Origin of the sequence: Paragemmobacter straminiformis, from assembly GCF_014243445.1 — a bacterium.
Taxonomy (GTDB): Bacteria; Pseudomonadota; Alphaproteobacteria; order Rhodobacterales; family Rhodobacteraceae; genus Paragemmobacter; species Paragemmobacter straminiformis.
On the sequence record NZ_JACLQD010000003.1, the window covers coordinates 335,522 to 356,199 of the forward strand.

The 20,678-nt window shown below is 66.5% G+C and carries 13 protein-coding genes; 3 read left to right on the plus strand and 10 right to left on the minus strand.

Translation table 11 applies throughout. From position 1 onward, the window contains the following. The first annotated feature begins 8 nt into the window (after window positions 1-8). Window positions 9-1,592: an alpha-amylase family glycosyl hydrolase gene (locus H7F16_RS12110; RefSeq protein ID WP_185797859.1), complete on the plus strand. Its 1,584-nt coding sequence runs from the start codon at window positions 9-11 to the stop codon at window positions 1,590-1,592. Between the two features lie 55 nt (window positions 1,593-1,647). Here H7F16_RS12110 and H7F16_RS12115 read toward each other — a convergent pair whose 3' ends face one another. The 8 genes from H7F16_RS12115 to H7F16_RS12150 form a co-directional block, all read right to left on the minus strand. Next, on the minus strand, window positions 1,648-3,549 hold the full coding sequence (locus H7F16_RS12115; RefSeq protein ID WP_185797860.1) for a beta-galactosidase: 1,902 nt from the start codon (window positions 3,547-3,549) through the stop codon (window positions 1,648-1,650). Further along, the gene (locus H7F16_RS12120) at window positions 3,546-4,403 is read right to left on the minus strand and encodes an SMP-30/gluconolactonase/LRE family protein (protein WP_185797861.1); all 858 of its coding nucleotides are present in this window, start codon (window positions 4,401-4,403) and stop codon (window positions 3,546-3,548) included. Before H7F16_RS12120 ends, H7F16_RS12115 begins: the two co-directional genes overlap by 4 nt. Next, window positions 4,400-5,017, minus strand: coding sequence for a 2-dehydro-3-deoxy-6-phosphogalactonate aldolase (locus tag H7F16_RS12125; protein ID WP_185797862.1), 618 nt, complete (start codon window positions 5,015-5,017; stop codon window positions 4,400-4,402). The genes H7F16_RS12120 and H7F16_RS12125 overlap by 4 nt, the downstream gene beginning before the upstream one ends. Further along, window positions 5,014-5,910 carry a 2-dehydro-3-deoxygalactonokinase gene (locus tag H7F16_RS12130; protein ID WP_185797863.1) on the minus strand — a complete coding sequence of 299 codons (897 nt, stop codon included), beginning with the start codon at window positions 5,908-5,910 and terminating at the stop codon, window positions 5,014-5,016. The genes H7F16_RS12125 and H7F16_RS12130 overlap by 4 nt, the downstream gene beginning before the upstream one ends. Window positions 5,911-6,003: 93 nt before the next feature. Next, window positions 6,004-8,067, minus strand: coding sequence for an alpha-galactosidase (locus tag H7F16_RS12135; protein ID WP_185797864.1), 2,064 nt, complete (start codon window positions 8,065-8,067; stop codon window positions 6,004-6,006). Further along, window positions 8,064-8,909 (minus strand): carbohydrate ABC transporter permease, encoded by an 846-nt coding sequence (locus H7F16_RS12140; RefSeq protein WP_185797865.1) that lies wholly within the window; start codon window positions 8,907-8,909, stop codon window positions 8,064-8,066. Before H7F16_RS12140 ends, H7F16_RS12135 begins: the two co-directional genes overlap by 4 nt. A gap of 3 nt (window positions 8,910-8,912) precedes the next feature. Further along, a complete protein-coding gene (locus H7F16_RS12145) occupies window positions 8,913-9,839 on the minus strand; it encodes a carbohydrate ABC transporter permease (RefSeq protein WP_241741425.1) in 927 nt (308 codons plus the stop codon). Between the two features lie 72 nt (window positions 9,840-9,911). After that, window positions 9,912-11,165, minus strand: a complete 1,254-nt coding sequence (locus H7F16_RS12150; protein ID WP_185797866.1) for an ABC transporter substrate-binding protein — start codon at window positions 11,163-11,165, stop codon at window positions 9,912-9,914. A 101-nt stretch (window positions 11,166-11,266) separates the two neighbouring features. Between H7F16_RS12150 and H7F16_RS12155 the strand changes: the two genes are divergently transcribed. After that, window positions 11,267-12,052: an IclR family transcriptional regulator gene (locus tag H7F16_RS12155; RefSeq protein WP_241741426.1), complete on the plus strand. Its 786-nt coding sequence runs from the start codon at window positions 11,267-11,269 to the stop codon at window positions 12,050-12,052. A 17-nt stretch (window positions 12,053-12,069) separates the two neighbouring features. Beyond that, window positions 12,070-13,122, plus strand: a complete 1,053-nt coding sequence (locus tag H7F16_RS12160; RefSeq protein WP_185797867.1) for an ABC transporter ATP-binding protein — start codon at window positions 12,070-12,072, stop codon at window positions 13,120-13,122. On the opposite strand, the gene pbpC is transcribed toward H7F16_RS12160, so the two are convergent. Together pbpC and H7F16_RS12170 are read right to left on the minus strand one after the other, a co-directional pair. Continuing rightward, a complete protein-coding gene (pbpC, locus tag H7F16_RS12165; protein WP_185797868.1) occupies window positions 13,119-15,158 on the minus strand; it encodes a penicillin-binding protein 1C in 2,040 nt (679 codons plus the stop codon). The two genes, H7F16_RS12160 and pbpC, sit on opposite strands and share 4 nt — an antisense overlap. Beyond that, window positions 15,155-20,554 carry an alpha-2-macroglobulin family protein gene (locus H7F16_RS12170; protein WP_185797869.1) on the minus strand — a complete coding sequence of 1,800 codons (5,400 nt, stop codon included), beginning with the start codon at window positions 20,552-20,554 and terminating at the stop codon, window positions 15,155-15,157. Before H7F16_RS12170 ends, pbpC begins: the two co-directional genes overlap by 4 nt. Window positions 20,555-20,678: the final 124 nt, after the last annotated feature.

Sequence of the window (20,678 nt, forward strand, 5' to 3'; positions counted from 1 at the left end):
GGGCGGAGATGGCGCAGGATTGGTGGCGGGGCGCGGTGACCTATCAGGTTTACCCGAGGTCGTTCCAGGACTCGGACGGCGATGGCATCGGCGACCTGAAGGGCATCACGAGCCGTCTGCCCTATATCGCCGGTCTGGGGGTGGATTGCGTCTGGCTCAGCCCGATCTTCACCTCGCCCATGCTCGACATGGGGTATGACGTGTCGGACTACTGCAACGTCGATCCGGTGTTCGGCAGCCTTGGCGATTTCGACGCGCTGCTGGCCACGGCGCACGGGCTGGGGCTAAAGGTGATCGTCGATCAGGTGCAGTCGCATTCGTCCGACCAGCACCCGTTCTTTCAGGATAGCCGCAAGGATCGCACCAACCCCAAGGCCGACTGGTATGTCTGGGCCGATGCGCGGCCCGATGGCACGCCGCCGAACAACTGGTTGTCGGTCTTTGGCGGCACGGCGTGGCAATGGGATGCGCGGCGCAAGCAATACTATCTGCACAACTTCCTGACGCAGCAGCCCGACCTGAATTTCCACAACCCCGCCGTTCAGGACTGGGCGTTGGCAAATATGCGCTTCTGGCTGGACCGTGGTCTGGACGGGTTCCGCTTCGATACGGTCAACTATTTCTTCCACGACCGTGCATTGCGCGACAACCCGCCCGATCACCGCATAAAGGCCGAGGTCGATGGCAACCCCTACGGGATGCAGTATCACCTCTATGACAAGAACCAGCCGGAAAACCTGATCTGGATGGAGCGCATCCGCGCGCTTCTCGACGAATACGGCGCGGCCAGCGTGGGCGAGATGGGCGAAAGCCACCATGCCATCCGCATGATGGGCGAATACACCGCGCCGGGGCGGCTGCATCAGTGCTATTCCTTTGAATTGATGGGCTACGACTACACGCCGCAGATCTTTCGCGGCAAACTGTCCGAGTTCTTCGAAGGCGCGCCCGAGGGTTGGCCGATGTGGGCCTTTTCCAACCATGATGTGGTGCGCCATGTCAGCCGTTGGGCCAAGCATGCGCGCGACCTCGGGGCCTTGGCGAAACAGGCCGGATCGCTGCTGCTGTCTTTCGAGGGGTCTGTCTGCCTGTGGCAGGGCGAAGAGTTGGGCCAGACCGATACCGAACTTGCCTTCGAGGAATTGACCGATCCGCAGGGAATCAATTTCTGGCCCGAACCCGTGGGGCGCGACAACACCCGCACGCCGATGGTCTGGGACGGGTCGGAATTCGGCGGGTTCAGCACGGTGCGCCCGTGGCTTCCGGTCAAGCCGCCGCAATTGGCGCGCAACGTGGCATCGCAAGAGGGGGTGCCCGGATCGGTGCTGGAGCATTACCGCGCCATGCTGGCATTTCGCCGCGAAACGGCGGCGCTGCGGATGGGGCGGACGCGGTTTCTGGACTTGCCCGACCCCGTGCTGGGCTTTGTGCGCGGCAACGGATTCGGGTGCTTCTTCAACCTGTCGCCGGATGCGGTGACGGTTCAGGTCGCGGGCCTTGGCGCGCTGACCGGACCCTGCCTTGCGGCCGAGGTCGCGGGTGACAGCCTGCGGCTTGGCCCGAACGGCGTCGCCTTTGCCCAAGTGGGATAAGGCCCGAATTTTCTGCGAAAATTCCGCTGCCGGTTCTGACGGTGCGGGGAGAAGCCTAGAGCTTCTCCCAATGCACCCCTGCGGCCGGAATCATGAAATCGGCACGATCCACCGGCACCGCGTTGTAGTTGAACCAGAAGCGGTGGGTTGAACTGTCGCGACGCCGCAACCCTTCGGGCAAGGGATCGACGGTCAGGCCCTGCGCGGTGCAAAGATCGGTCAGGATACGGTCGAGCGCCGCGTCGTCGGGCCAGCCGGCCAGATAGCGCAGGCCACCCGAACCGACGATGGCGGGCCATCCGTCGGTGCAGCTTTCCAGCACGCTTCCCGTCGTATCCAGCTTTTCGCGCCAGTGCAGGAAATTTCCCCCACGGTCGAGCGGCACCGGAACATCCGGCGGCAGGCTTTCGACCCGCGCCACGGTCGCATCGAGCCCCGGCAGGTTCGGCGGCAGCGGGACGGGGGTGGCGAATTCCACGGTTTTGGAATTGCTGCGCGGGCCGATCAGCGCCGCGCCCTTGTAGCGCGCCAGTGCGGCGAGCAGGGGTTCGGACAGGGTGGCGATGCCGGGGGCCAGAACCACCTTGTACGCGTCGAGTTGCGCCGCATCGGGGGGCAGGATGTCGATGTTCAACCCCAACCGCCGCAATCCGCGATAGAAGGCGAAGGCGAGGCGGAAGTAGTCGAAATCGCGCCCCTGCGGCTGGGTTTGCCAAGCCCATGCCGAAGCATAGTCGAACACCAGTGCCACATCGGCGCGGGCGGTGTCGACCTCGGGCATGGCAAGCAGTTCCTCGACCACCTGCGCCGCTTCGGCATAGGCCTGGGCGGGAACGCTGTCGGGCCGCAACAGGCCAGCATGCATCTGCTCTTGTGCAAAGGGGGCCTGACGCCAGCGGAAATAGCAGACGGCCTCGGCCCCGTGGGCAAAGGCTTCCCATGCCCAAAGCCGCGCCATGCCGGGCAGCGGGTCGGCATTCCACGGCGCCCAGTTCACGGGGCCGGGTTGCTGCTCCATGATCCACCAGCGGCCCCGACCCACGGCGCGGTAAAGATCGTGGTGGAAGGCCTGAAAGTCGGGGTCGCCCTGCCGGACGAAGCGGCGCTTGTGTTCGGGCGTGACCTCGAGCCGGTCGGACAGGAAGCCCAAGGGGTAGGCATCCCACGACGCGATATCAAGGTCTGCACCCGTGGCGAAATGGTCGAATTCGGTGATGCGGCCCATGTAATTGTGGGCGATGGGCGCGGCCGAGTGCTTGCGGATGATCTCGGTCTGGAGGCGGTTGAAACTTGCGACCTCGTCCGAGGCGAAGCGGCGGAAGGCCATCGTATGGGCGGGGTTCGCCTCGGTCACGGTCAGGTTGGGCAGGCCGATTTCGTCGAAAGTTGCGTATTCCATCGACCAGAACACATTGCCCCAAGCGCGGTTCAGCGCCTCGGTCGACTGGTAGCGCTGGGCGAGCCAATCGCGAAAGGCGTGCAGGGCGGCATCGGAATAGGACAGCACGGTGTCGTGGCAGCCGTATTCGTTATCGGTCTGCCATGCGGCGACATACGGGTTGCGCCCGTAGCGTTCGGCCAGCGCCGTGACGATCCGGGCGCAGTCCTTGCGATAGCCGCGATGCGAGAAACAGTAATGCCGCCGCGAGCCGAAGCCGCGCGGGCGGCCCTGTGCATCGACCGCCAGCATGTCGGGGTGACGGTCGAGCATCCAGCGCGGCGGGGTGGCGGTGGGGGTGCCGAGAACGACCTGCAAGCCCGCCTTGCCAAGGGTTTCGATGGCGCGGTCAAGCCAGTTCCATTCGAACTTGCCCGGCACGGGTTCGATCCGGCTCCATGCGAATTCACCGATGCGGACCCATGTCAGCCCAAGGTCGGCCATGCGGGCGGCATCTTCGGCCCATTGTGCCTCGGGCCAATGTTCGGGGTAGTAGCAGACGCCAAGGGTGCGTTTCATAGGATGACCTGCGGTTCGGGAAGGCCAAGGGCCACGTTGGGTGCCATGAAGGTCTGGCCGGACAGCGGCGCGCGGGCAAGGGCGGCGGCATCCATCCATTGCTGTGCCGTGGTGACAAAAAGCGTGCGCCCGTCAGGCCCGCCGAAGGCCGGGCACGAGGTGTGGGGCGCGTCGAAGCCGACGGCTTGCAGGAATTGCCCCTGCGGCGAGTAGCAGGCCACCCGCGAAGCCCCCCATTGCGCGTTCCAGATGTTGCCTGCCGCATCGACCGTCGCGCCATCAGGGAAAAGCCCTTCGGACGCCAGATCGACCAGAAGTTCGGGCGCTTCGGCGGGCCAGCCCTGCGGGTCGAGGGCCACGCGGTTGATGCGCTGTGTCATCGTATCGGTGAAATAGGCGGTGCGGCCATCGGGAGAGAAGCAGATCGCGTTCGGAATGGTCAGCCCGTCGAAGAGTTTGCGCAATTCGCCCCGGTAGTAGCGATAGATCGCGCCCATGCCGGTATCGTCGCCGCCGCGTTTTCCCATCGTGCCGATCCAGAACCCGCCCTGACGGTCGGCGCGGCCATCGTTCGAACGGGTCGCGGGGTTGTCCGCTTCCAGTTCGGCCACGGTCTCGATCTCTTCCGACCCGATCTCGAACAGGAACAGGTCGCGTTCGCCGGCGATCAGAAGATGGTCGCGCGTGACCCATCCGGCTGCCGAGACCATTTCGACGAAGCTGAAGGTCTGCGGGCCGTCGCGGTCGGTGGTGTGGAGTTTCTTGCCAAGGATGTCGAACCAGAAAAGCTGCCGCCGTTCGGGGTGCCAGAACGCGCCCTCGCCCAATTCACAGGGGCGTTTGTCGTAGATCATGCCTTGGCTCCGATGGCCGCATCATAGGCGGCGACGATGGTTTCGGCCCTGTCGCCAACTTCGTTTGGCGACAGCCCCGGGGTGTAAAGGGCGGTGCCGATGCCGAAACCGTCGGCCCCTGCCTTGATCCACTGCCCGAAGTTCGTCGCCCCTGCACCGCCCACCGCATAGACCTGCGTGCCCTTGGGCAGGACGGCGCGGATGGCTTTCACCCCGTCCGGCCCGATCAGCGAGGCGGGGAAGATCTTCAGCCCGTCCGCACCCGCCTTGAGCGCGGCGAAGCATTCCGTGGGGGTCATCACACCGGGCCACGAGGCGAGACCCATGCCCTTGGTCGCGGCGATCACCTGCGGGTCCATGTTGGGGGAAACGATCAGCGTTCCGCCCGCTTCGGCCACGGCGCGGGCATCTTCGACCGTCAAGACCGTGCCTGCGCCGATCTGGGCCACGCCTGAAAACGCCCGCGCCATCGCCTCGATGGAAAGCAGCGGGTCGGGGCTGTTCAGCGGCACCTCGATGCGGGTGATGCCTGCCGCGATCAGCCGTTCGGCGACGTGCAGCGCATCGGGTGGGGTGATGCCGCGCAGGATGGCGATGATGTTGCGATGGGTCATGCGTTTACCTTGGCGCGGGCGGCAGAGAGGCCCGCCAATGTGGCATCGGTTGCAGGGATCAGGCGGGGCGAGGCGCCTTGGGCGGCAAGGGCGCGGGCGTAGGATTGCGCCAGCGTCTCGGAGCCGACGATGGCGACGTTCTGGCCCAGCCAAAAGGGTTTTGCGGCGGCAAGTTCGATGCCGATAAGCAGGCCCGACAGCCGCGCGCGGGCGGCGGCGGGGGCTAGACCCGCGATCAGGCCTTCGGCGCGGAGGGCGAAGAGCTTCGCGCCGATGCGGTCCGGCCGCGAGAGGGTGTCGGAAAGGGCTTCGTCAAAGGCGGCGTCGTCCCAGCCGCCACCGGCCATGCCGTGGCGCAGGACCGATTGCGTGGAGAGCAGGGCGAACAACTCTCCGGTCATGAAGGTCTGGAAGCTGACCACCTCGCCCGCCGAGATATGCGCCCATTTCGAGTGCGTTCCGGGCAGGCAGATGACCCCGTCGAAACCGGGGTTCAGGGCAAGGACGCCTGCGATTTGCGTTTCCTCGCCGCGCATGACATCGGCGGGTTTGACCTGCTTGACGCCGGGGATCAGCCGCACGTTCAGGCGCGGGTCCTGCGTCGGGACGGTGACGAGGCCCGAGGGGTCGAGCGGTGTGCAGGGTGTGGCGCGGTAGGGGGCCTCGAACCAGCCCTGACGGCTGCCGACCATGCCGCAGGCGATGACTTCGGTTTTCCCGCCATCCGACAGCCAAGGCGATATCAGCCGCAGCAGCGCGGGTTCGAACCCGTCGCGGTCAAGGCTGCCCATGCCGTCGTCGGACTTGGCGTGAGCCTGAATTGACGACCCGCCCATCGCCCATGCCCGCAGGTTCGAGGTTCCCCAATCGACTGCGATCCAGTCTGTTCTCATGGCCGTATTCCTGCCTTCGCTCCCGGTCCGCCTAGGGGCCGGGTCTTCCAAAATCCGTGCAAAGCCCCGTTCCCCGGTTCTTGCGTTCCGCCGTCATACCCGTTCCCCTTCGACGACCCAGATGGTGCCGGGCCATGCCACCGGAAGCAGGATGCCGCGGGTCATGATTGCATGGCCCGTCAGCGTCAAGTCCTGCGATTTCAAGGCGTTCGGCCCCCTGCTTTGCCGTGCCGCATCTTCGGGGTTCACAAGGTGCAGGCGGTAGCGGGCGGATGGGTCAAGCCCGGTCAGGCGAAGGGGGCGGGGGAGGATCTGGCGGCTGGTGCTTTCCTGCCCGGCGAAGGCCACGAAACGGCTGGCGTCGGCCGATACCTGCGCTTCGGCGATCACGGACGGGTCGTCGCTGTCGAGGCGGTGGATCGTGGCGCGCGAGAGCCAGTCGCGGTTCGCCTTCCACCATGCCGTGACGCGGGTCAGGGTTTGCGACTCGGCGTCGGTCAATTCGCGCAGGTCCATTTCAAAGCCGAGATGGCGCTGGGCGGCGACCCATGCGCGCAGCGACATGGGCAGCACGCGGCCCGAGGTGTGGCAGTGGCGCGGGCCGACGTGGCTGCCTGTGACCACCATCGGCAGGAACAGCGCGGCGTCGTGCTGGATGCGCAGACGTTCAAGCGCGTCATTGCTGTCGGACAGCCAAACCCTTTGTGTATATTGCAAAATTCCCGCATCGACCCGCCCGCCGCCCGAGGCGCAGCTTTCGATTTCCACCGCGGGATGCGCGTGGCGCAGGGCGCCCAGCAGTTCGTAGACGCCATGTGTCTGGGCCGAGTCGACCACGGGCAGCAGGCGGTTGTGGTCCCATTTGATGTAGTCGATCGGGTATTCGGTCAGCAGGGCCGAGATGGCGTGAAACAGGTGTTCACGCACTTGCGGCAGCGCGAGATTCAGAACCATCTGGTGGCGTCCCGTGACCTGATCGGCGGGGCCGAGCATCCAGTCGGGATGGGCGCGCATCAGGTCGCTGTCGGGGTTCACCATTTCGGGCTCGAACCACAGCCCGAACGACATGCACAGGCCATGCACATGTTTTATGAGCGGCATTAACCCGTTCGGCCATTTCCGTTCATAAACCGTCCAGTCGCCAAGGCTGGTGGTGTCGTCGTCGCGACGACCGAACCAGCCATCGTCGAGCACGAAGCGTTCGGCCCCGATGGCGGCGGCGCGGTCTGCGATGGCGGTCAGGTCTGCGAGGTCGTGCTTGAAGTAGACCGCCTCCCAGCAGTTGTAATGGACGGGGCGGGGGCGGGCCGGATCGGGCCATGTGACGACGCGGTCGCGGATGTCGGACTGGAACACGGCGCCGATGCCGTTCAGCCCGCCGGTCGAGACGGCGGCGATCAGCTCGGCCGACTGGAAGCGGGTTGCGGCGGCGGTTTCGGCGCCGACGGCCGCGCCGAATTGCACCATGCGGCGACCGTCCGGCAGTTCCTCGGCCAGCATGCGGTGACCGCCGGACCATGCATAATGCAGGGCGTGGGCGGTGCCTTGGGTGTTCGTGCAACCCTTGCCCGCGAAGATGACATAGGGCGGGTGTTCGTGGCCCGAGCGGCCTGTGCGCGCCTCGCGCAGGCGGATGCCCTGTGCCCAAGGGCTGCGGTTCAACTGGAATTCGCCGACCCATTTGCCGCTGATATCGATGATATCGCCATCTTGCGGTGCGGGCAGCACCGGCGCGGCGAGCCATTGGACGCGGATCGGGGCAGAGGATTCGAGCGTGGTTTGCAGGGTGATGACGCCCGTATCATGGGCGGTCAGCCGGTGGGTGAGGGCGAGATCGCCGCTGCGCGAGGTGAGGGCAAGGGTCTTGCCGGTTTGCGTTGCCGTGTCGAAGGTGAAGCAGGGGTGAAGCGGCGTGCCATCGGCGGCTTGCAGGATCATCCCCGGTTGGCCCGGAAAGGCGCGGCCGGATTCGGGGGTGAGCGTGACGGGGACGAGGGAATCGAGCATCCCCCCCGTCAGATCGTTCTGCGTGGAAAGGGCGAGTTGCGCGAGGTCTTCGCTGTCGGGCAGCCGTGGCCCCCAATAGGTGACATGCGGCAGGCCCGCGGCGGCGGTAAGTGCGATGGTCTGGCCCGCTGTATCGACGCGCCAGTTCATTTCACCGCACCCAGTGTAAGCCCCGCGATGAAATGCTTCTGCATCAGGAAGAACATCAGCACGGGCGGCAGGGCGGCGAGGATGGAACCCGCCGACACCAGATGCCATTGCGCGATCCATTGCCCGTTGAGCGAGGACAGGCCCGCCGTGATCGGCTGGCTGTCGACGCCTTGGGTCAGGACGGTGGCCCAGAAGAAATCGTTCCAGATGAAGGTAAAGACCAGCACCGACAGCGCCGCGATGGCGGGGCGCATCAGGGGCAGGACGATGAACCAGAAGATGCGCCATTCGACGACACCTTCGACGCGGGCAGCCTCGATCAGCTCGTAGGGCAGGGCCTTGATGAAATTGCGCATGAAGAGGGTGCAGAAACCGGTCTGGAAGGCGATGTGGAAGAGCGCAAGGCCATACCACGTGTCATACATGCCCAGTTGCAGCGTCATGTCGCGGACGGGAACCATCAGGATCTGGAAGGGAACGAAGTTGCCCGCGACGAACATGAAGAACACAAGGATGTTGCCGCGGAAGCCGTAGACCGCCAGCGCAAAGCCCGTCATCAGCGACAGGCTGACCGCGCCGATCACGGTCGGAATCGTCACCCAGAGCGAGTTCACCATGTATTGGCCGATGGGCGTTTCGGTGAAGATGTAGACGTAGTTCTCCCATGCGATGCCCGAGGGCATGCCGAAATAGTTGCCCTGAGCAAGGTCGGACGCGGGGCGAAGCGAGGTCAGCGCCACGCCGAGAAGCGGGAAGAGCCAGAGCAGAAGGGCAACCGGAAGGGCGATGCTGTAAAGCCACCGGACGGCAGGGGCGGATTGCTGGATGGGACGGGGGAACATGGATCAACGCTCCGTTTCGTCGCGCCACATCTTCCAGATGAAGCCCGTGATGAAGACCATCATGATGGCGAACAGCACCACGGCGATGGCCGCGCCGTAGCCCATGCGGAAGCCGTATTCGCCCAGAGCCATCTCGAACATGTAGTAGGAGAGCACGCGCGAAGATCCGAAGGGGCCGCCGTTTGTCATGATCGAGACGAGGTCGAAGCTGCGCAGCGCGCCGATCACGGTGACGATCACGGCGATGAAGGTGGCCGGGCGCAGTTGCGGCAGCACGACATACCACAGCATTTTCAGCCCCTTGGCGCCGTCAAGGCGCGCGGCCTCGATCTGGTCGGGGGCGACGTTGTTCAGGCCGGTGAGGTAAAGGATCATCACATAGGCGATCTGCGGCCAAAGTCCCGCCGCGATGATGCCGTAGGTGACAAGGTCGGGATCGGCAAGGATGGCCGTTCCCTGCCCGGTGATGGATTGGGTGAGCAGGTAGAACAGCCCGAAATTCGGCGCATAGAACCATGCGAAGATCAGGCCGACGACGACCTGGCTGATGACGAAGGGGAAGAAGAAGAGCGATTTGTAAAGGCGGATGCCCGTGACCGTCTGGTTCAGGAAGATGGCGATGAACAGGCCCAGAGGAAGCGCGGCCATATACAGCACAAGCCATTTCAGGTTGTTCCAGAGCGAGGTTTCAAAGGCGGGGTCCGACACCAGTTCGGCGTAGTTGCCCATGCCGACGAAGGTTCCGGTGAACTGGCCGTCTTTGTTGTAGAGGCCGTTCCAGTCGTAGAAGGACAGGGTGATGCTTTGGACGATGGGCCACAGCACATAGATGGTGAACATGAAAAGTCCGGGCGCGAGGAACAGCCACGGCGCGATGGCCCGCTGGTTGAATTTCCTTGGCCTGCGGTATGTCGGGGACGCGGTGGTCATGTCTGATCCCATCTTGGTTGGCCCTGAACGGAAAACGGGCGCCCCCGTGACAGGGGCGCCCGCGTCGTCGGATCACTGCGGATAGAGGCGCAGACGGGTCTGCTCGAGCCGCTCGAGGATCGCTTCGAGTTGGTCGGGCTGGACGAGGAACTGCTGGAAGCCTTCCATGCCGGCCTTGGCATATTCGGCATCCGCGTCGCGGTCCCAGAACTGGGCGATGCCGCCCGTCGCGGTGGACAGCGCCTGGAAGCCTGCCGTCAGGAACGGATCGGCCGCATCCACGCTTGCGTTCTTGTTGGTGGGAAGCTGGCCCACTGCGCCGTTCCACTTGGTCTGGGCATCGGCGCTTGCGATGAAGGCCAGAAGCTTCTTCGCATCGTCGGGGTTCTTGGCGCCCGAGGTCAGGTGAACCGTGTCGGTCGGGGCTTCTTCGGAGCGGGCGATGCCTGCGGTGATTTCCGGGAAGACCATGAAGCCGAGGTTGTCATTGGTCATCCCGCCTTCCTTGAAGACGCCGACGGCGAAGTTGCCCATCACGTAGTTGGCGGCCTTGCCCTGCACGAGAAGGGCTGCGGCATCCTGCCAGTCGATGGCGGCGTGGTTCGCCGTGACATAGGGCTGGAGCTTGCCGAAGTTCTCGAACACGGCGCGCGCTTCGGGCGAGGTCCACGAGATCTTGCCGGCGGCGAGATCGCTGTGGAACTGGTAGCCGTTGGTGCGCATCGACACGTAGTCGAAGATGCCCGCAACCGGCCAGAGCGCCGAAGAGCCGGTGGTCACGCAGTCGATGCCGGCGGCTTTGAACTTTTCGCAGTTCTGGAGGAACTGGTCCCAGCTTACGCCACCTTCGCCCGGAAGGTCGACGCCCGCGGCTTTGTAGGCGTCGCGGTTATAGTAGATGCCCCACTGGTAGTAGGTGTAGGGGACGGCGTATTGCTTGCCGTCGATGGTCGACGACAGCACCGACGAGGCCAGCGCATCGGTCAGACCGTTGTCGGCCCAGACGTCCGAGATGTCGGCGAAGAGGCCCGCTTCCACAAAGGGACGCATCCGGTTCGCCGCATACCAGTTGGCCAGATCCGGCGGGTCGGCGGTCAGGAAGTTGCGGATCGCGTTCTTGTAGGCTTCGTGGTCGAAGTTGTTCAGCTGGACGTCGATCTCGGGGTTCGCGGCCTCGAAGTCGGCGATGAGCGCTTCGGCGGCGGCGAGCGGGATCGGATCGTAGTCGGCATTCCATGTCACCACGCGCTTGTCTTGCGCGAGTGCCGACGTTGCCATGAGCAACGCCGCAGACAGGGCGATTGTGCCCTTTGCGAAACGGACCATTGGTTTCCTCCCTTTTGGTTCCATTATGTGAAACTTAGTTTTGAATATTGAAAACTATGCGGCTTGTCCGTTAGTATGTCAACAGGCAGCGGAAGGGCAGGATGATGGGTGCGGAGCAGGGAGACGGCACGGTCGGCAAGGCGCTCGACGTGCTCGACATGGTTGCGGGGGCGGGGCATCCGGTGCGGTTCACGGACCTGCTGGAGCGGTCTGCCTATCCCAAGGCCACGCTTTACCGTCTGCTGCAAACGCTGACCCATCAGGGCATGCTGGCCTATGATCCCGACAGGCAGCTTTACAGCCTTGGGGTGCGGCTGGTGCGGCTGGCCCATGCGGCATGGGCGACATCGTCGCTTGCCCCGATCGCGCGGCCCTATCTTGATGAATTGTCAGCGGAAACCGGCGAGACGATCCACCTTGCGCAGATGGACAACGGGCAGGTGCTTTACGTCGACAAGCGCAACGCGCTGAAGCCCGTCGAGATGTTCGCGCAGGCCGGAAAGGTGGGGCCTGCCTATTGCACGGGGGTGGGCAAGGCGATGCTGGCTTTCCTGCCGGAGGAAGAGATCGAGCGGGTGATCCAGCGGCAGAGTTTCCATCGCTTCACGGAAGGAACTTTGGACACGCCTGAGAAGCTGCGGGCCGAGCTTAGGGCGATTCGTGAGCGGGGCTACGCCTTTGACCGCGAGGAACACGAGCCGGGAATCATCTGCTGCGCGGCACCGATTCTGACGCGGTCGGGTCGGGTGATCGGGGCGCTTTCGGTGACATCGACCACGGCGCGGACCACGCTGGATGCGCTGGGCGCGGGATCGGGACGGATCAGGGAGACGGCGGCGAGCATCGCGGCCGAGGCGGAAAGCTGGCGCTTTCCGGAACAGGGATAATAGGGAGGAAACGGGACATGACGGGAGTTACCCTTCAGAACGTGGTCAAGCGCTATGGCGACGCGCAGGTGATCCACGGGGTCGATCTGACGGTCGAGGATGGCGAGTTCTGCGTGTTCGTCGGACCTTCGGGTTGCGGAAAAAGCACGCTGTTGCGGATGGTCGCGGGGCTGGAGGAAACCTCGTCGGGCGCGATTCGCATCGGCGCGCGGGATGTGACCCACGCCGACCCGTCAGAGCGGGGGGTGGCGATGGTGTTCCAGACCTATGCGCTTTACCCGCATATGACCGTGGCCGAGAATATGGGCTTCGGGCTGAAGATGACGGGCCATCCCAAGGCGGAAATCGAGAAGAAGGTGGCCGAGGCCGCGCGGATCCTGAAGCTCGAGGATTATCTGGCGCGCAAGCCCAAAGCGCTGTCGGGCGGGCAGCGGCAGCGGGTGGCCATCGGGCGGGCCATCGTGCGGGGGCCGGATGTGTTTCTGTTCGACGAGCCTCTGTCCAACCTCGACGCCGAATTGCGGGTGGAGATGCGGGTGGAAATCGCCCGTCTGCACCGCGAGATCGGGGCGACGATGATCTATGTGACGCATGACCAGGTCGAGGCGATGACGCTGGCCGACAAGATCGTGGTGCTGCGCAAAGGCAAGGTGGAGCAGGTCGGCAAGCCGTTGGAATTGTACCATAATCCGGACAACAAATTCGTGGCGGGCTTCATCGGTTCGCCTGCGATGAACTTCGTTTCCGGCGTGGTCGAGGGGGGCAGCGTCACGGCGGCGGGCTTGGGTGGCGCGGTGGCGGCGGCGGTCAAGCTGCCCGCTTCCGGCAAGGTGGCCGTGGGCTTGCGGCCGCAGCATCTGCGGGTGATCGACGGGGCGACCCATCGGGTGGATATGACCGAGGCGCTGGGCGGGGTGAGTTTCATCCATGTCACCGGACCCACCGGGGAAAAGCTGGTGGTCGAGGCGAAGGGCGATGTCATTCCGCAGGCGGGAACCTCGGTCGGGATCGGGTTCGATGCGGCGGATGCGCTGTTCTTCGACGATGCCTCGGGGCTGCGGCTGCGCTAGCGCAGGCGGATGGTGGCGCGGGCGGAGCGGCCCGCGCTGTCGATCACCGAGAGGGTGAGAAAACCCTTTGAAGTCAGGGGCAAAACCGTCTCGCGGCCGCGTTCGGCGGTGGCGACGGGCCTGCCGTCTGCCAGCCATGTGAAGGGGGCGGAGCCGCCCTCGACCCGCACCATGAGGCCGGAGGCGAGGGGTTCGACCTCGGCCCCGTCGGGGGGGAAGGCGAGGCGCGGCGAATCGGCGGGGGCCGCAAAGGCGGCATCGCGCGGGCGAAACCGTTGCAAGGGTTGGGGAAGTTGCGCATTGGCAAGCAGCAGCGTCGCGGGCGGGGCGGGCGGCTGCGGGGTGAGCGAGGGCTTGAGGCGGGCGAAGGCCTGAAACAGGACGGGCGCGGCAAGGTCGGCCCCGAAGGCGCCCGGAACGGGGGTGCCATCGGGGCGGCCAAGCCAGACGCCGATGACGTGGCGGCCATCATAGCCGATGGCCCAGGCATCGCGGTGGCCGTAGCTGGTGCCTGTCTTGTAGGCGAGGCGGTTCGCGGGCGCGCCGGGGGGTGGGGCCAATCCGGTAAGGATATCAGTCACTTGCCACGCGGCTATGGGAGAGATGACCTGTTTACCCTTGGTTAACGGGTCGTCGCTGCGCCAGCGCAAGGGGCGGGCCTGACCGCCGTTCGCCAGCCCCGCGTAAAGCGTGACCATGTCTTCCAGCGTGACGCCGATTCCGCCGAGGCCGATGGCAAGGCCCGCTTTTCCGGCGGGCAGGCGGTAGTGGACGGCGCTTTCATCGAGGGCTGCGAGAAGCCGTTCGGGGCCGAGGGCATCGAGCAGCTTTACCACGGGGATGTTAAGCGAGAGTTGCAGCGCCTCGCGCAGCCTGATCGTGCCGTGGAACTGGCGGTCGAAATTTTGCGGGGCATAGGTGCCGAAGCGGGTGGGCGTGTCGTCGATCAGGGTTTCGGGATGGGCGAGGCCCGCATCGAAGGCGAGGGCGTAAACCATCGGTTTCAGGGTGGAACCCGGAGAGCGCAGCGCGGTCGTCATATCGACGAAGCCTTGCCGGTTGTCGGCCCGGAACGCGGCAGAGCCGACCGAGGCGAGGATTTCGCCGGTCTGGTAATCGGCCACCACGATGGCGGTCTGCACGCGGTCGCCCATGCTGCGGAGCGTGTCGGCGGCAAGGATTTCGGTCGCTTTCTGCAAAGAGGCGTCGATGCACAGGTGATGCACGGTTTTTCCGGCATCGGCCGCAAGGGCGCGGTCGGCCATGTGGGGGGCGAGCGCGGGAAAGGGCAGGCGCGCGGCGGGAATGGATTCGCGCGTGGCGGCAGATGCCTCGGCCCGCGACAGGACGCCTGCGGCCACCGCGCGGGCAAGGATGCGGTCGCGGGCGGCGCGGGCGGCATTAGGGAAGCGGTCGGGGCGGCGGCGTTCGGGGCTTTGCGGCAGGGCGATGAGAAGCGCGGATTGCGCGGGGGTCAGGCGGGCGGGTTCCTTGCCGAACCATGTGATCGCAGCGGCGCGCAGCCCTTCGACATTGCCGCCGTAGGGGGCGAGCTGGAGATAGAGCGCGAGGATCTGCGATTTGGTCAGGCGGCGTTCGAGGGCGAGGGCAAGGCGGATCTGGCGCAGCTTGCCCGCGACCTTGCCGGTTGTCCCCTCTTCCAGCAGGCGGGCGACCTGCATGGTGAGGGTGGAGCCGCCCGAGACGACCCTGCCGTTCCATGCAGCCTGAAGGGCGGCACGCAGAAGGGCGCGGGGATCGACGCCGTGGTGGGTGTAGAAGCGGCGGTCCTCGAAGGCGAGAAGCATGGCGATGAAGGTCGGGTCGGTTTCCTGCGGGCCAAGGGCAAGGCGCCAGCGGCCGTCGGCCACGGTATAGGCGCGGAGAAGCTGGTCGTGACGGTCAAGCACCTGAACCGAGGTTTCGGGCGAGAGCGGTGGCAGGGCGGTGGCGTCGATCCACCTGTCCGCGCCATCGCGGTCGAGGGCTGCGAGAAACAGCCCCGCCGCGAGGGCAAGGACGTGGCGGGCTTTCATTCCGTCACGGTCATGCGGCCCGTGTCGGTATGGGCGCGGAAGTCGGGTTGATACATGTCCTCGACCGAGGCGGCGGGGTGGACATAGCTGCCGGGTGTGACGGCGCGGACGATGTAGCCCAAGCGGAAGGGCTGGTTGTCGCTGCGGTCGATGGCCGAGAGGAAACGGTCTTGCCGGAATTCGCTATGCGCGGTTTCGGTGAGCAGGTCGAGGCCGAGGGTTTCGGTGACGGCCCCGCCGGTCAGGAGGTTGGGGTTGTCGATCTCGAACCCCGCGGGGAGGGGGTCTGCGACCATCAGGCGGGCTTGGCCATTGGCGAAGGGCGTGACCTCGATCACGGCGACAAGGCGCGTGCCGGCCTTGACCGTGGTGCCGGTGAAAGGTTGCCCGTCGAGCGTGTAGTAGCTGCGGGTGATGGCATAGCCGTTGCCGCCAGCGGGTTCGGGGGAAAGCGGGGTTCCGGTGGCCGAGACGGTGAGCGTGGTGTCGGCGCCATCGTTCCGCACCGTGAGGGGGGCCGAGGTGTCGAGCAGGCGGACAAGCGGGCCGGAAGTCGCCTCGCCGTTCAGGGACAGGGCGGGGGTGTCGCCGGAAAGGGCGCTTGCGGCGAGGAGGGACCATGTCGCCTCTTGCGTCGAGAGCGGGCCTTCGTGGGCGGCGATGCGGTCGGCGACGCTTTCGCGGTTGATGGCGGTGCTGCCGGATTCGGTGGCGAGCGCAAGCAGGGCTGCGGCGTCGCGGTAGGGCGAGCCGTAGTCGATGCGCCAGACCTGTTCGGCCGTGTCGGGCGCAAGGGCGGATTCGGCGCGGGCGAACAGGGCGTCGGCGCGGGGCTGGTCGCCATAGGCCGCAAGCGCAGCGCCAAGTTGGGCAAGGGCTGCGGGCGTGGCGAAGGCATCGGCCTTGGTGTCGGCGTAATAGCGCAGGTCGCCGATGTTGGCCGCCCCTTCGCGGGCGAGGACGTAGAGGGCGTAGGCCAGCGCCTCGCCGCCGGTGTCGAAATCGGCGGCGTAGTTGACCCGGTTGCGCAGGTTGTCGAGCGCGAGGCGGAAGGCCTGATCGGGCACGTCATAGCCGCGCGCCTTGGCCCGCGACAGGAAGTCGGTGACGAAGGCGTCGAGCCAGAAGTCGCCGCTGCCGGGTTGCCAGAGGCCGAAGCCGCCTTCGGCCCCCTGATTGGTCAGGATCTGGCGGATGGTGGCGGCGAGGCGGGGGGCCAGATCGTCGCCATGCGGCAGGCCGAGGGCCTGTGCCACGGGGTCGAGGTAGAGCAGCGGCAGCGCGCGCGAGGTGAGTTGTTCGGTGCAGCCATAGGGGTAGCGGTCGAGTGCGGCGAGGGTGGCCGGCGCGTTGAGGCGAGCGATGGGGCCTGCGGCAAGCGTGGCGCGGGCGTTGGAGAGACCGTCGAGGACGGTGGCGTCGAAGGTGAAGGATTGACCCTGTTTGAGGTCAAAGCGCGAGAGGCGGGTGATTTCCGGCGTCTGCACCTCGACCGGAAGGGTGAGGGTTCTGGTCAGCGGTTTTCCGTCGGGGGTGGTGAGGGTGACGGCGATGCTGTGCAGGCCCGTTTCTGTGGCGGTGACGGGGATGGAGAGGGTTTGCTTGCCGCCCTTCGTCAGCGTGACCGAGGCGGGGACGGGGCCGAGGGTCAGGCCGTCGGCGGTGACGGAAAGCGGCATCTCGCCCGCGGGGCCGGTGGCGTGGACGATTTCCAGCAGCAGGCGGCTTTGGTCATCGGGGGCGAGGAAGCGGGGCAGCGAGGCGGTCACGACCACGGGGTCGCGGACAAGGGTGTCGGCGCTGGCCTGACCGATGGCAGAGGCGCTCCACGCCACGGCCATGAGCTTGACGCTGCCGTTGAAGGCGGGGAGGTCGAAACTGGCCCTGGCCATGCCGTCGGGGCCGACGGGGATGGGGCCGGAGAAGAAGGCGAGCAGGTCTTCGGTGGGCGGGGGCGATTGCAGGCGGGCTTGCGCGCCCGCGTCGCCGCCCGAGCGGACGGTGCCCGCAGCGCCGTTCAGCCCGTCGATCAGGCGGCCATAGAGGTCGCGGATGCCGACGCCGAGTTTGCGCTGGCCGAAGTAATAGCCCTGCGGATCGGGCGGGGTGTAGCCCGTGAGGTTGAGAATGCCCTGATCCACGGCGGCAAGGGTGACATAGGCGGTTTCGCCTGCGGCGATGCCGTCAACCCTGACCGAAACATCGAGCGGCGCGCGGGGGGCCGCTTCGGGTGGTGCGAGGATGGTCGCGGTCAGGGCGCGGGTGCCGGGGGCGATGGCGGCATGGGCAAGGCCCAGCGCGCGGGCGGGGTTGCGGCCTGCGGCGACATCCATCGGGCGCAGGACCGAGGCGGTGACGTAGACGCCCGCGCCCCAATCGTCGGTGACGGGGAGTTTTATGGTGTTCTCGCCCTCGGTCACGGTGACGGCCTGCATGGCGATGACGCGGTTCGACAGCACGGTGACGAGGGCCGTTCCGGCAAAGCGGGGGACAAGGCGCAGGGTGGCGGTGTCACCCGCGCTGTAGGCCGCCTTGTCGAGCGAGAGGTCCAGCGTGTCGGGGGTGCTGGAGACATCGGCGGGGGCATACCATCCGGCCGAGAAGGTGACCGACGAGGCGGCAGGGGTGCCGTCGGCCCGTTCGACGGCGAGTTCGTATTCGCCCCATTGCACGGCTGCGGCGATTTCGGTGGGGCCGTTCAGCGCTGCCTCGCCTTCGGCTATGCGGCTGCGTGTGGTCACGGGTTCCCAGTTCCACGCGCCGTAGGATTGATACCATTGGTATTCGGTCTCGACCCGCGTCAGCACCCATTTGACGGAGAGCGGCGTGGCCTTGCCATCGGTGCCGACACCGACGAGCGAGAAGCGGGCCTTTGCGTTTTCGGCGACGACGCCGTCGAAAAGGGGTTTGATGCCGATGAGGGGGGCGGCGGGTGCCACGGGCCTGACGATGCTGCGTTCGACCGGGCGGCCCGAGCCTTCGGCCAGACGGAGGGTCACACGGGCCTCGAGCGGGCGGTCGGGGGTGGCGACGGCGGGCAGGGGCAGGCTGAGGGTCGCTTTGCCCGACGCATCGGTGCGGGCGGGATCGACGGGCTGGACGAGGGCCGAGAAGGGTTCGTCCTCGCGCCCGAAGCGGTAGCCTTGCCAGCCGTCAAGCTCCGCAGCGGCGCGGATCATGGTTTCGCCCTCTATGGCCAGATCGGCCCCGGCCGCGCCGAAAAGGTAGCGGGCTTCGACAGTCAGGTCGGGTTGCGCGCCGAGTGACAGCCTTTCGGGAAGGCCAAGGGTGAAGTCGATGCGTTCGGGCAGGAAATCCTCGACAAGGAAGGTCTTGGAGGCGAGGGGGGGCGCGTCGAGGTCAGCCAGCATATCGACACGCCAGACGCCGCGCGGGGCGCTTTCGGCGACGGGCAGCGACAGGACGTAGCCGCCTGCGGTGTCGGTTGCCAAGGCGCGGGAATATTCGACGCCATCGGGGCGCAGCAGGACGGCGGTGAGCGGCAGGCCGGTGATGGCGCGGGCATCGCCGTCGCGGGCAAGGGCGGTGAGGTTGACGGTTTCGCCCGCCCTGTAGGCGCCACGGTCGGTGGCGAGGAACAGGTCCACGGGGGGCGACGCCTCGCGCCCCTCGACGCCACGGTCGGACAGGTCGAATTCGGGATCGGTGAGGGAGAGGAAGGCGAGGTCGCTGTCGCCGTTGCGGGCGACGACCATGCCGGGTGCGGCGGACCCTGTGCCACGGGTAAGCCCCGCATCGAAAACGGCGTGGCCCGAGGCGTCTGTCGCCGCTTCGCCCAGCACCTCGTTCGCGGTGGAGAGAAGCTGGAGCGTGACGCCCTGAAGCGGTTTGGCGCTGCCGAGCGAGAGGACGAACACATGCAGGCCATCGGTGCCGGAGAGCGTGGTCAGGCCAAGGTCGGAGACGGTGAAGAATTGCCAGCCCGCGGGAGATTTGTAGGGGTCGGCATCGGGCACGGCGGCCCTGAGGGCGAAAACGCCGGAGGGTTGGGCTGCCAGCGCTTCGGCCATCGGCAGGCGGGTGGTCATGTCGCGGTTCAGCTCGTTCCCGACGGTGGCGGTGCCGTGCCAGACTTCGGTGCCGGTCTGGGCGGTGAAGTCGTATTCCTGCCAGTCGGCCAAGGGGGCGGAAAGGTAGCCGTTCTGCACCGCGCGGATCAGGTTGCGGTCGGTCACGCGGTAGAGCGTGAGGTCGAGCGCGGTGGTGTTGACCGTTTCGACGGGAAGCGCGGGGTCGCCCGATTTCGGCAGGACATAGGCCCGGCCGGGGAAGCGGACGGCAGGGCTGCGGTCGCGGATGTAGGAGGCGATCTCGACCGATTTCGGCAGGGTCTGTCCATCGGCGGCGGGCAACCCCTCGCGCAGGGTGAGGGTGACGCGCTGGCCGTGGGTGACGCCGCCGAGGCATAGGTCGCGGCCCGAGACGGTGACGGTTTGCGTGGGGTCGGCGGCGCGCACGAAGGGGGTGTAGTCGATGCCCGCGAGGTCTTCGGAGAAGGTGGCGCAAAGGCGGGGGCGGGCGCTTTCGGATTCGACACGGTTTTCGGTGACGCGGAAGCCGTATTTGCCCGCGAAGTCAGAAAGAAGGGCGGCGGTGGCGTCATCGGGGGCGACCGACTGGGCAAGGCGCAGGGCCTTGACCGCTTCGGACCCGCGGTCGAGCCCTTCGAGGGCGTAGGCCATTTCGGTCAGGGCAGCGCCCCGGTCAGCAGGGGTGGCGGCGCGCAGATAGGCGTTGGTCGCGGCGGCAAAGGCGCGGTCGCGGTAGCTGCGGGGGTCGTTCTGGTCGATGGCGGCGGTGGCGTTCGACAGGCGGGCGAATTCGGCCCAATCGGCGGCGCTGTCGGAGAGGTTGGCGGCATCGGCCATATGGGCGAAGGCAGAGTAGGTGTCGCCCTCGGCTTCGGCCTGCGCGGCGGCGGCGCGGCGGTCTTCGTAGGCCACGCCGTCGTTCTGGAACCGGGTGCCGAGGGTGCGGGCCTGTTCGGTCGCGGCGGCGATGTCCCAGTCGTAGAGGAACGGCAGGTCGGCGCGGCGGGTCAGGGCCAACGCCTCGGCGTCGGCGGCGCGGGTCAGCAGGTGGCCGGAGAGCGCGGTCTCGAAGGCGGTGTCGGCATCGGGAGCGGCCTTGACGAAGCAGGCGCCCTTGGCGGTGTTGAAGGTGAAATCGGTGCAGGCGGCATTGGCGGTGCAGGCGTTCTGGCACGCCTCGAGCGTGGTGTCGAACAGGGTTGCGATGTCATCGCCGGGGCGGTCGACGCCATTGGTCAGGGCGAAGCGTTTCGCGGGGATCAGGTCATCGGCAAGGGCGGCGAGCGGAAGGCCTGCGAGGGCGAGCACGAGGGGCAGACGGGACAGACGGGACAGAACGCGCATGAGCTACCAACCTTGTCGAGGGGACGGGCCGAGTGTCGCACGCCGCCCGACATGCGGACAAGGATTCGCGCGAAAGGATGGCCGCGTTAACCGCAGATTCACCCACCCTCGGCCAGTCTGTGCC